Source organism: Reyranella sp. GW821-FHT12G01, assembly GCF_058806575.1.
Genome location: NZ_JBXAPV010000001.1, coordinates 2,935,100 through 2,945,996 on the forward strand (window position 1 = coordinate 2,935,100; position 10,897 = coordinate 2,945,996).

General features: G+C 66.5%; 11 protein-coding genes. 3 read left to right on the forward strand and 8 right to left on the reverse strand.

The window, feature by feature from the left end; genetic code table 11:
- Together AC1RP5_RS14205 and alaS are read right to left on the reverse strand one after the other, a co-directional pair.
- A complete protein-coding gene (locus AC1RP5_RS14205; protein WP_493111489.1) occupies nt 1-345 on the reverse strand; it encodes a hypothetical protein in 345 nt (114 codons plus the stop codon).
- Entirely contained in the window at nt 342-3,011 is a 2,670-nt protein-coding gene (alaS, locus tag AC1RP5_RS14210; protein WP_493111490.1) for an alanine--tRNA ligase, read from the reverse strand. The genes AC1RP5_RS14205 and alaS overlap by 4 nt, the downstream gene beginning before the upstream one ends.
- Nucleotides 3,012-3,067: 56 nt before the next feature.
- Between alaS and AC1RP5_RS14215 the strand changes: the two genes are divergently transcribed.
- Entirely contained in the window at nt 3,068-3,766 is a 699-nt protein-coding gene (locus tag AC1RP5_RS14215; protein WP_493111492.1) for a YkgJ family cysteine cluster protein, read from the forward strand.
- Between the two features lie 212 nt (nt 3,767-3,978).
- Here the strand turns inward: AC1RP5_RS14215 and recA are convergent, their stop codons facing one another.
- The 3 genes from recA to AC1RP5_RS14230 form a co-directional block, all read right to left on the reverse strand.
- On the reverse strand, nt 3,979-5,049 hold the full coding sequence (gene recA / locus AC1RP5_RS14220; protein ID WP_493111493.1) for a recombinase RecA: 1,071 nt from the start codon (nt 5,047-5,049) through the stop codon (nt 3,979-3,981).
- A 238-nt stretch (nt 5,050-5,287) separates the two neighbouring features.
- Complete coding sequence (locus tag AC1RP5_RS14225; RefSeq protein ID WP_493111494.1) at nt 5,288-6,478, reverse strand: CaiB/BaiF CoA transferase family protein; 1,191 nt, start codon at nt 6,476-6,478, stop codon at nt 5,288-5,290.
- 15 nt (nt 6,479-6,493) lie between these two features.
- Entirely contained in the window at nt 6,494-7,141 is a 648-nt protein-coding gene (locus AC1RP5_RS14230; RefSeq protein ID WP_493111496.1) for a hypothetical protein, read from the reverse strand.
- A gap of 47 nt (nt 7,142-7,188) precedes the next feature.
- Between AC1RP5_RS14230 and tcuA the strand changes: the two genes are divergently transcribed.
- Both tcuA and AC1RP5_RS14240 read left to right on the forward strand, forming a co-directional pair.
- Complete coding sequence (tcuA, locus tag AC1RP5_RS14235; protein ID WP_493111497.1) at nt 7,189-8,679, forward strand: FAD-dependent tricarballylate dehydrogenase TcuA; 1,491 nt, start codon at nt 7,189-7,191, stop codon at nt 8,677-8,679.
- A 104-nt stretch (nt 8,680-8,783) separates the two neighbouring features.
- Entirely contained in the window at nt 8,784-9,761 is a 978-nt protein-coding gene (locus AC1RP5_RS14240; protein WP_493111499.1) for a Bug family tripartite tricarboxylate transporter substrate binding protein, read from the forward strand.
- Nucleotides 9,762-9,819: 58 nt separating this feature from the next.
- Here the strand turns inward: AC1RP5_RS14240 and AC1RP5_RS14245 are convergent, their stop codons facing one another.
- The 3 genes from AC1RP5_RS14245 to AC1RP5_RS14255 are packed head-to-tail and all read right to left on the reverse strand — an operon-like array spanning nt 9,820 to nt 10,845.
- A complete protein-coding gene (locus AC1RP5_RS14245) occupies nt 9,820-10,107 on the reverse strand; it encodes a carboxymuconolactone decarboxylase family protein (RefSeq protein WP_493111501.1) in 288 nt (95 codons plus the stop codon).
- 21 nt (nt 10,108-10,128) lie between these two features.
- Nucleotides 10,129-10,371 (reverse strand): hypothetical protein, encoded by a 243-nt coding sequence (locus AC1RP5_RS14250; protein WP_493111502.1) that lies wholly within the window; start codon nt 10,369-10,371, stop codon nt 10,129-10,131.
- Between the two features lie 42 nt (nt 10,372-10,413).
- Nucleotides 10,414-10,845, reverse strand: coding sequence for a hypothetical protein (locus AC1RP5_RS14255; protein WP_493111504.1), 432 nt, complete (start codon nt 10,843-10,845; stop codon nt 10,414-10,416).
- Nucleotides 10,846-10,897 lie beyond the last annotated feature (52 nt).

Here is a 10,897-nt window from a genome sequence, read left to right on the forward strand (position 1 = left end):
TCACCAGGTCAGCTTCGGCATCGGAATCGGCCCGTTCTGCTTGGGCGCCCAGCCGCGCGCCTGCATGCAGTCGGCCATCATGCGCTCGAAATTGTACTTGTAGCCCTGGTTGGCCATGTCCGAGTAAAGGCCCTGCTGGCCATAGCGTTCGCGCTCGGCCGAGAAGGTCGCGCGACGCTGGTCGTCGATGTTGCGATCCTGCTGCGCGATGGCGCGCACCTGGCTGCGGCACTGCGCTTCGTCCGCGCTGAACTGCCCCTCGGTGGCGCCCTGCTTGCTGAAGTCCTTTGGCGCACAGGCGGACACTGCCGCCGCCGCCATCACGAGGACGATGGCGAGCTTCATGTGGCCCCCGCCAACGCCGCCTCGATGGCCTTCAATGCGTCGGATGCTTTCGCACCGTCCGGGCCGCCGCCCTGCGCCATGTCGGGCCGGCCGCCGCCGCCCTTGCCGCCGAGCGCCGCGACGCCCGCCTTCACGAGTTCGACCGCGCTGTGGGTCTTGGCGAGATCTTCCGTCACGCCGACCACGGCCGAAGCCTTGCCGTCCTCGACGCCGATCAGCGCCACGACGCCCGAGCCCAGCTTCTTCTTGAACTCGTCGGCCATGCCCTTGAGATCCTTGCCGGGCACGCCGTTCAGCACGCGGCCGATCAGCTTGACGCCGCCGACATCGCGCACTTCGTCGGCGGCAGAACCGCCGCCCGAGCCGCCGCCGGCCAGCGCCAACGCCTTGCGCGCGTCGGACAGTTCGCGCTCGATCTTCTTCTGGCCCTCGACCAGCGCGGCCAGGCGCGCCGGCAGATCTTCCGGCCGCACCTTCAAGGTCGCCGCCGCCTCGACCAGCAGGTCGGCCTGGTGGCGGACATGCGCCTCGGCGGCATTGCCGGCCAGCGCCTCGATGCGGCGGACGCCCGCCGCGACCGCGCCCTCGCCCACGATCTTGAACAGGCCGATGTCGCCGGTGCGGCGCGCATGCGTGCCGCCGCAGAGTTCGACCGAATACTTCTCGCCACCGGGCACGTTGGCGTCGCCGCCCATCGAGAGCACGCGGACCTCGTCGCCGTACTTCTCGCCGAACAGCGCCATCGCGCCGGCGGCAATCGCCTCGTCCGGCGTCATGAGCCGCGTCTCGACCGCCGAGTTGTGGCGGATGCGATCGTTCACCTCGTCCTCGATCTTGCGCAGCTCCTCGGCCGACACCGCCTTGGTGTGGCTGATGTCGAAGCGCAGGCGGTCGGGCGCGACCAGCGAGCCCTTCTGCGTGACGTGATTGCCGAGATGACGGCGCAGCGCCTCGTGCAGCAGATGGGTTGCCGAATGGTGCGCGCGCAACTGGGCGCGGCGGATCGGGTCGATGGTCATGACCAGATCGTCGCCGACCTTGAGCTCGCCCTTCACGAGCTTGGCGTGATGGGCATGCAGGTCGCCGACCATCTTCTGGACGTCGGTGACCTCGGCCTCGTTGTTGCCGCTCACCAGCTTGCCGGTGTCGCCCTGCTGGCCGCCCGACTCGGCATAGAACGGCGTCTGGTTGGTCAGGATCCAGCCGGTTTGCCCCGCCTTCAGCGAGGTGACTTCCTTGCCGTCGAGCAGGATCGCCTTGATCTGGCCCTCGGCGCGCTCGGTGTCGTAGCCCAGGAACTCGGTGGCGCCGGCCTTCTGGCGCACGTCGAACCAGATCGCCTGGTCGGCGGTCTCGCCCGAGCCCGCCCAGGCGGCACGCGCCTTGGCGCGCTGCTCTTCCATCGAGGTCTCGAAGCCCGCCGTGTCGACCTTGATGTCGCGCGCGCGCAGCACGTCCTGCGTGAGGTCGAGCGGGAAGCCGAACGTGTCGTAGAGCTTGAACGCGACCTCGCCCTTCAAGGTGCCGCCGGCGCTCAGCCCCTTGGTCTCGTCCTCGAGCAGCTTGAGGCCGGTGCCCAGCGTCTTCTTGAAGCGCGTCTCCTCGAGCTTCAGCGTCTCGGTGATCAGCGGCTGGGCGCGCGACAGTTCGGGATAGGCGTCGCCCATCTCGTGCACCAGCGTCGGCACCAGCTTGAAGATCACCGGGTCCTGCGCACCCAGGATGTGGGCGTGGCGCATGGCGCGGCGCATGATACGGCGAAGCACGTAGCCACGGCCTTCGTTCGACGGCAGCACGCCATCGGCGATCAGGAACGAGGTCGCGCGCAGATGGTCGGCGATGACCTTGAGCGAGGCGCTCTGGGCGCCGTCGGGATCGACGTTGATCTCGTGCGCGGTCGCCTCGATCAGGGCGCGGAACAGGTCGATGTCGTAGTTGTTGTGCTTGTGCTGCAGGACGGTCGCGAGACGCTCCAGGCCCATGCCGGTGTCGATCGAGGGCTTGGGCAGCGCGACGCGCTCTTCCTTGGTCACCTGCTCGAATTGCATGAAGACCAGGTTCCAGATCTCGATGAACCGGTCGCCGTCCTGGTCGGGGCTGCCCGGCGGGCCGCCGGGGATGCCCTCGCCGTGATCGTAGAAGATCTCCGAGCACGGGCCGCAGGGGCCGGTGTCGCCCATCGCCCAGAAATTGTCCGAGGTCGGGATGCGGATAATCTTGTCGTCGGACAGACCCGCGATCTTCTTCCAGTGACCGGCCGCCTCGTCGTCGGTGTGATACACCGTGACCAGCAGCTTCTCCTTGGGCAGGCCGTAGTCCTTGGTCAGGAGGTTCCAGGCCAGCTCGATCGCGTGTTCCTTGAAATAGTCGCCGAACGAGAAGTTACCGAGCATCTCGAAGAAGGTGTGGTGGCGGGCGGTGTAGCCCACGTTCTCGAGGTCGTTGTGCTTGCCGCCGGCGCGCACGCACTTCTGCGAGGTCGCCGCCCGCGAATAGGAGCGCGTTTCCAGCCCGGTGAAGACGTTCTTGAACTGCACCATGCCGGCGTTCGTGAACATCAGCGTCGGGTCGTTGCGCGGCACCAACGGGCTCGACTCAACGACTTCGTGGCCGTTCTTGCGGAAGTACTCTAGGAAGGTACGACGGATTTCGCTGACGCTTTGCATGCCGGCCTTGTAGCGTGCGCCAGCCCGCCAAGTCCAGAACAGGGAACCCAGGGGAAATGGCCGCCGAGGCCCATTCTACCGCCACTCTTCGCCTCTCCGTGGGCGACCTCAGGATCGCCCACCCGATCACCGTTCCGACCGGCCCGGTGGCCGCGGCGGAGGTCGTGCCGGCGCTGCAGGGGCTGGTGAACGCGGTGGTCACCGCGGCCGAGGCGGGAAAGGCGATTTCCTGCCGCAAGGGTTGCGGCGCCTGCTGCCGCCAGCTCGTGCCGATCTCCCGCACGGAGGCTGAACGGTTGATGGTGACGGTCGGGGCGCTGCCGGCCGAACGGCGCGCCGTGCTCGACGCCCGCTTCGCCGCCGCCGAAGCCGCCCTTGCCGCCGCCGACCTGAAGGAACGCAAGGGCCGTCCCGACCGCGAGATGTCGACCGGCTACTTCGCGCTGGGCATCCCCTGCCCGTTCCTCGAGGAGGAAAGCTGCTCGATCCATCCGGACCGGCCGCTGGTCTGCCGCGAATATCTCGTCACGTCGCCGGCCGAACTCTGCGCCGGCCCCGCGCAGGAAGGGGTGACGCCGGTGCCGGTGCCGAAGGTATCGCTGGCGGCGCGCGGCCTGCAGGACGAGCGCGAGGACTGGTTTCCGCTGGCGCTGCTGATGGATTGGGCGAAGACGCGGCCCAGAGCTGGAGCGCGGCGCACGGGTCCGGAATGGATCCAGAAGTTCCTGCAGGGGATGTCGCGGAAGCGACCCTAACAAAAGCCCCGACTCAACCCCGGTATCAGCACCTGGATTCTTTCTGAACCGTGCGGGCTCTCGCGCCTCGCGACTTGTAACCAAGCCGCTTGAAGGCGCTGCCGCCCGCCCCGCCCATTCTTTTGCGCGCCTTCGCGCGCAAAAGAATGGGCGGTACCGCGCGTGGGTGCGGTACCGCCCTTAGGGACCCGGAGACAGGGGATCGGGGTTCCCTATTCCTCGTCGTCGTCCTCTTCCTTGCCGCCTTCCATCAAGGCGTTGGCGAGGATGCCGGCATTGGCACGCACCTTGTTCTCGATCGCATTCGCGACCTCGGGGTGCTCCTTGAGGTAATTCTTGGCGTTCTCGCGGCCCTGGCCGATGCGGGTGCCGTCGTAAGAGTACCAGGAGCCCGATTTCTCGACGACGCCGGCCTTCTCGCCGAGGTCGATCAGCTCGCCGCTCTTGGAGACGCCCTCGCCGTACATGATGTCGAATTCGACGACCTTGAACGGCGGCGCCACCTTGTTCTTCACGACCTTGACGCGCGTGGCGTTGCCGACGACTTCATCCTTGTCCTTCAGCGCACCGATGCGGCGGATGTCGAGACGGACCGAGGCGTAGAACTTCAGCGCATTGCCACCGGTCGTCGTCTCGGGGCTGCCGAACATGACGCCGATCTTCATGCGGATCTGGTTGATGAAGATCACCAGCGTGTTCGACTTGGAGATCGACGCGGTGAGCTTGCGCAGCGCCTGGCTCATCAGGCGGGCATGCAGGCCTGGCAACGAATCACCCATCTCGCCTTCGAGCTCGGCGCGCGGCACGAGGGCGGCCACCGAGTCGATGACCAGCACGTCGACGGCGCCGGAGCGCACCAGCGTGTCGGCGATTTCGAGCGCCTGCTCGCCGGCGTCGGGCTGCGAGATCAGCAGGTTGCCGATGTCGACGCCCAGCTTCTTGGCGTAACCGGGATCGAGCGCATGCTCGGCATCGATGAAGGCGCAGGAGCCGCTCTTCTTCTGCGCCTCGGCGATGACGTGCAGCGCAAGCGTCGTCTTGCCCGAGCTTTCCGGTCCGTAGATTTCGACGATGCGCCCCTTGGGCAGGCCGCCGATGCCGAGCGCGATGTCGAGGCCCAGCGAGCCGGTCGAGATCGCTTCGATTTCCAGCGCCTCGCGCTGGCCCAACTTCATGATGGAGCCCTTGCCGAAGGCGCGCTCGATCTGGGCGAGAGCGGCGTCCAGCGCCTTGTTCTTGCTTTCCATGCCTTCTTTTTCGACCACCTTGAGCATCGCCGACATTGGCTCTCTCCTTCTTCCCATGCCCCTGTCAGGAGCGGCAATGCGGATAAGTCCGCAGCGGGCTAGAACGTCCGATGGCGCCAATGTACCCATTTTGTTCCATCCGGCAATGGAACAATTAACCCTCTGAAAGAACTAATGTTCTTGACACAAGTTCTAGATATGTTCCCTGAGGATTATCCCCGATTCGGGATAGTTCCGCTCATGCAATGAACGGGTGCCAAGTCTCGACGGGCCGCTATTTGGGCCCCAGCAGCCCGGCCGTCTTCAGCCCCGCGATGCCCGCGGGATCGTAGCCGATCTCCGACAGCACCTCGTCATTGTGCTGGCCGATCTCGGGCGGATTGGACACCAGCGGCGGCCGCCAGCCCATCATCTGGAAGGGCAGCAGCGGCAACTGGGTCTGCACGCCGCCCGGCAAGGTCGTCGGCGCCAGCGAGCCGTTGGCCAGGAGGTGCGGATGGTCGAACAGGTCCTGAGGCCGGGCGACCGGCGCGAAGGAGATGTCGGCGTCGAGGCACATCTGTTCGAGCGCTTCCTTGGTGTAGGCCTTGAACACTTCGGCGACCTTCGGCACCAGCCACGGCCGCGCCTCGATGCGCAGGTTGTTGGTCGCGAGCTTCGGGTCGGCCGCCAGTTCCGGCTGCTTGAAGAACTCGCAGAAGCGCTTCCACTGGCCGTCGCTGGTGATGCCGATGAAGACTTGTAGCCCGTCGGCCGTGTTGAATATCTCGTAGACCGCCCACGAACTCACGCGCTCGGGCATCGGCGGCGGCGCGGCGCCGTTGAGCGCGGTGATCGCGAGATGCTGGCCCATCAGGAAGACGACGGATTCGAACAGCGCGCTCTCGACCAGACCGCCCTTCCCCGTGCGGTCGCGCTGCTTCAGCGCCAGTACCGTGCCGAAGGCGCCGAACATGCCGCCCACGATGTCGATCACCGACGTGCCGGCGCGCAGCGGCCGGCCGCTGGGACCGGTCATGTAGGCGAGCCCGCCCATCATCTGCACGACCTCGTCGAGTGCGGGCCGCTTCTCATAAGGCCCGGGCAGGAAACCCTTCAGCGCGCAATAGACGAGGCGCGGGTTGATCTTCTCGAGGTCCGCGGGCCCGAGCTTGCGCTTGGCCATCGAGCCCGGCGCGAAGTTCTCGATCAGCACGTCGGCCTTCTCGAGCAGCTTCACCAGCACCTTGCGGCCTTCGGGCGAATCCGCATCGAGCGCGAGGCTCTTCTTGTTGCGGTTGAAGTAGCCGAAGAAGCCGGCGCCGAAGCCGCGCAGCTTGCGCGTGCGGTCGCCGTCGACCGGTTCGACCTTGATCACCTCGGCACCGAGGTCGGCCAGGATCATGCCGCAGGACGGTCCCAGGATCGTGTGGGTCAGTTCGACGACGCGGACGCCCTTCAGGGGCGGTTCAAACGATGAGGTCATGCCCCATCAAATACCTCACCCCGCCGGGGCGAGCCACGTATCGATATCCTTGGTGAACGGCAGGCCCGCGGCTTCGCCCAGCACCTGATGGCCGACGCCGGCGCCGACCAGGAAGGCTTCCTGATGCGGGACGGCATTGGCCTTGAGCATCGTGCGGATCGCCTTGCCGTCATGGCCCCAGCCGATCGCCTCGACCTTGCCGTCGAAGGCGCGATTCACGGTCGACAGGAACTGCGCGCGCTCCTCGTCGGTGAGCGCCGGCACGGCATCGATATCGCCCAGCAAAAACAGCCGGCCGCCGAACTTCGCGACCAAAGCGGCCACCGAATTGCGGGCCTCGACGATGATCTCCCGGTTGGGTCCGCGGCGCACGCGGGCCGCAAGCGACAGCGGCATCACCGCGGCGCCGAGATTGGCGCCGGTGTTCATCAGCGCTGCGGTCAGTTCCTTGTAGGTGATCCCGAGGCGTTCTGCCCGGCGCACGCGCATTTTTGCGATTTCGGGACTGGGCGTCTTCCAGGCCTTGGCGGCGGCGCGACGCCACACCCAGGCCCCCCACGACATGTCGAAAGTCGGCCCGTTATTGTGCCCGATGCCGGGACGGCGTAGCAGGACCTCGACATTTGCATGCCGGGTCGCAAGACGGTCGAAACGATCACCCATTGCGCCTATTGTATCGCAAATTTGATGCCGGAATCGAGGAGCGAGGCGTGGACGATTTTCAGGTCGATGTGTTGGTGGTGGGTGCCGGAAATGCGGCGGCGTGCGCGGCCCTGGCGGCGCGCGAGACGGGCGCTTCGGTCGCCATGCTGGAGGCCGCTCCCGAAGCCGAACGCGGTGGCAACAGCACCTACACGGCCGGCGCCATGCGCGTGGTGTTCCACGGTGTCGACGACCTGGTCCAGCTCTACGACCTGACCGAGGACGAGAAGCGTGACGTCGATTTCGGCAGCTATTCGGCCGACGAGTTCCTCGACGACATGGGCCGCGTGACCAACTACCGCTGCGACCCCGAACTGACCGACATCCTGATCGGCCGCTCCTTCGAGACGATGAAGTGGATGCGCTCCAAGGGCGTGCGCTTCCAGCCCTCCTACGGCCGCCAGGCCTTCAAGGTGAACGGCAAGTACAAGTTCTGGGGCGGCCTCGCGGTCGAAGCCTGGGGCGGCGGGCCGGGCCTGGTCGATCTCGAGCACAAGGCGGCGGTGAAGGCCGGCATTCCGATCCACTACGAGACGGCGGCGGTGTCGCTGATCGAGGAAGACGGCGTCGTGCGTGGCGTCATCGCCCGCCACAAGGGCCGCAAGGTAAAGATCGGCGCCAAGGCGGTCGTGCTGGCCTGCGGCGGCTTCGAGAGCAACGCCGAGATGCGCACGCGCTACCTCGGGCCGACCTGGGATCTCGCCAAGGTGCGCGGCACCCGCTTCAACACCGGCGCCGGCATCAACATGGCGCTGGCGATCGGCGCCAAGCCGCACGGCAACTGGTCGGGCGGCCACGCCGTCGGCTGGGACATGAACGCGCCGGAGTTCGGCGACCTCGATGTCGGCGACAACTTCCAGAAGCACTCCTACCCGCTCGGCATCATGGTGAATGCCAACGGCCTGCGCTTCGTCGACGAGGGTGCGGACTTCCGCAACTACACCTACGCCAAGTACGGCGCGGTGATCCTGTCGCAGCCGCAGCAGTTTGCGTGGCAGATCTTCGATTCCAAGGTGCTCGACAAGCTGCGCGACGAATACCGCATCAAGCGCATGACCAAGGTGAGCTCCGACACGATCGAGGGCCTGGCCAAGAAGCTCGAGGGCGTCGACGAGCAGCAGTTCCTCAAGACCATCAAGGAATGGAACGCAGCCGTGATGACCGAGGTGCCGTTCAACCCGGCGATCAAGGACGGCCGCGGCACCCGCGGTCTTGCCGTGCCGAAGAGCAACTGGGCCAACACGATCGACCAAGGCCCGTTCGAGGCCTATGCCGTGACCTGCGGCCTCACCTTCACCTTCGGCGGCCTGAAGATCAGCAACGAGGGCGAGGTCGAGAACACCGACGGCCAGGCGATCCCCGGCTTGTTCGCCGCGGGTGAGCTGGTCGGCGGGCTGTTCTATCACAACTATCCCGGCGGCACGGGCCTGGTGTCCGGCGCGGTACTGGGCAAGCTCGCGGGCGACGGCGCCGGCAAGTACGTCGCCGGCAAGAACTAGGTTGAAAAAGCCGCAGCACACTTGCTGCGAATTCGGATTGGCCGCAAGGTCAGGTCCATGATTGCGCGACGCGGATCAACCGCGCGCGCCTCAGGAGGAAGTAGATGTTCCAGGTAACCCGACGTCACGCCCTGGCCCTCGGCGGCTCGTCCCTGCTGATGCCACAGGCCTTGCGTGCCCAGACGGCCTGGCCGACCGGCCCGGTCACCTTCGTCGTCGGCTACGCCGCCGGCGGCAGCACCGACATCAATGCCCGCGAACTGGCGAACGTCATGACGCCGGTGATCGGCCAGCAGATCATCATCGACAACAAGGGCGGCGCGGCCGGCTCGATCGGCCTGCGCGCCGTCGCCAACGCCAAGCCGGACGGCCAGACGATCTTCGTCGCCGTCGGCACCAACGTGATCATCAATCCGCACGTCCAGAAGGGCATGATCGACACGCTCGCCACCCTGGCGCCGATCTGCCAGATCACCGACTACCAGTACGTGCTGGTCGTCGGTAACTCGGTGCCGGTCAAGAACGCGGCCGAACTGGTGGCGCTGGCCAAGAAGGATCCCGAGAAGCTCACCTACTCGTCGTCGGGCGTGGGCGGCAACAATCACCTGGCCGGCGCGCTGTTCGCCGAAGCCGCCGGGGTCAAGCTGACCCACGTGCCCTACAAGGGCACCGGACCGGCGGTCGCCGACGTGATCAGCGGCCAGATCACCATGAACTTCTCGTCGCTGCCGCCGGCGGTCTCGCAGGTCAAGGGTGGCAACCTCAAGGCGCTGGCAGTGACCGGCAACAAGCGCATCAAGTCGCTGCCCGACGTGCCGACCCTGAAGGAACAGGGCATCGACGTCGTGGTGACCAGCTGGCAGGGCCTGTTCGCCCCGGCCAAGACGCCGGCCGACATCCTCGACAAGATCGACAAGGCCACCAAGGAAGCGATGAAGAATCCGAAGTGGGAGGAAGCGCTCGCCCGCGACGGCCTGGAAATGCCGCCCGATCGCACCCGCGCCGAGTTCACCAAGTTCGTCGCCGACGAGCATGCCTTCTGGGGCACGACCCTGAAGAAGCTCAACATCCAGATGGAGTGACGGCCCAAGGCCGTCATCCCGAGCAGTTGCGAGGGATCTTTTAAGGCCGGCGCGGTCCCTACCGCTTCGGCACCATACAAAAGCCCTGCGCCTCGATGCCGAGCGCAGGATTGAACTTCGAACGGAAGTTCTCCATCGCGATCGCCGCCGTCAGTTCGACGATCTGCGCATCGGTGAAGTGCCGCTTCAGCGCTTCGACCAGCTCCGCGTCGACCTTCCGGTCGGTGTAGGTGATGCACTCGGCATATTCGAGCGCCAGGCGCTCGGCCTCGCTGAACAGCTTGCTGTCACGCCAGCTTGTGACCTCGCCGAGCTTCTCCAGGCCGCCTTCCGTGGTTTCCAGCACACGGCCGGAATTGATGTCGATTCAAAACGGACAGCCGTTGATCGTGGCGACCCGCACATAGAGCAGCGCCGGCAACCCCTTGGGCAGCAGCCCCGACTGCTCGATCGATTGCCCGAGCATGCCGGCCGCGCGCAGGATCGGCGGGCAATGCGCCATCACCTTGGTCGGATTGAGCAGGCCGCCGAACATCTCGCGCTGCCGGTCGAAGACCTCCTTGAGCGTGGGGTCGCCGCCATCTTCCTCGATCTCGCTGACACGCGGCATGGTCGCTCTCCTCATGGTCCGGGCAGCGGACTGTAGCAGGCCTCAGGCTGTCCCATGAAGGTCGGGCCGAACGATCAGCCAGAAGACGACGGCTGACGCCAGCGCACAGGTCAGCACGAACGGCAGCAGGAAGGCGAGATTGGCCAGCAGGTTCAGCCAGGCGCTGTTGGCGGCATTGCCCTCGGAGCCCGCCAGCCCGGCGAACACGCCGAGGAAGACCAGGCCCAGCGCCAGGCCGGCCAGCGCGTAGGCACGCAGCCGGTTCCAGCCACGCCGGCGCATGACGAGGAAGGCCGGCAGGCCGACAAGCAGGGCGAACGGATAGGAGATGTAGCCCGCGAAGGCCGCGTATCCCAACGTCTGGGCGTTGCCGCCGGCGACCAGGACGACCCCGGCCAGGATAAGCGCCGGCGTCATCGGCGCGACCACGAAGCCCGCCACGGTACGATACGCCCTGCTGCGCGCGGACGGCATCCCACGTCTCCCCGCGGCCGGATCGGTGAATCCGGTCCGGCCCTCGTCCTTA

What these genes read in the sequence shown, in the direction of transcription:
- AC1RP5_RS14205 (WP_493111489.1), bottom strand. Translation starts at nt 345, where the DNA reads ATGAAGCTCGCCATCGTCCTCGTGATGGCGGCGGCGGCAGTGTCCGCC.
- alaS (WP_493111490.1), bottom strand. Translation starts at nt 3,011, where the DNA reads ATGCAAAGCGTCAGCGAAATCCGTCGTACCTTCCTAGAGTACTTCCGC.
- AC1RP5_RS14215 (WP_493111492.1), top strand. Translation starts at nt 3,068, where the DNA reads ATGGCCGCCGAGGCCCATTCTACCGCCACTCTTCGCCTCTCCGTGGGC.
- recA (WP_493111493.1), bottom strand. Translation starts at nt 5,049, where the DNA reads ATGTCGGCGATGCTCAAGGTGGTCGAAAAAGAAGGCATGGAAAGCAAG.
- AC1RP5_RS14225 (WP_493111494.1), bottom strand. Translation starts at nt 6,478, where the DNA reads ATGACCTCATCGTTTGAACCGCCCCTGAAGGGCGTCCGCGTCGTCGAA.
- AC1RP5_RS14230 (WP_493111496.1), bottom strand. Translation starts at nt 7,141, where the DNA reads ATGGGTGATCGTTTCGACCGTCTTGCGACCCGGCATGCAAATGTCGAG.
- AC1RP5_RS14240 (WP_493111499.1), top strand. Translation starts at nt 8,784, where the DNA reads ATGTTCCAGGTAACCCGACGTCACGCCCTGGCCCTCGGCGGCTCGTCC.
- AC1RP5_RS14250 (WP_493111502.1), bottom strand. Translation starts at nt 10,371, where the DNA reads ATGCCGCGTGTCAGCGAGATCGAGGAAGATGGCGGCGACCCCACGCTC.
- AC1RP5_RS14255 (WP_493111504.1), bottom strand. Translation starts at nt 10,845, where the DNA reads ATGCCGTCCGCGCGCAGCAGGGCGTATCGTACCGTGGCGGGCTTCGTG.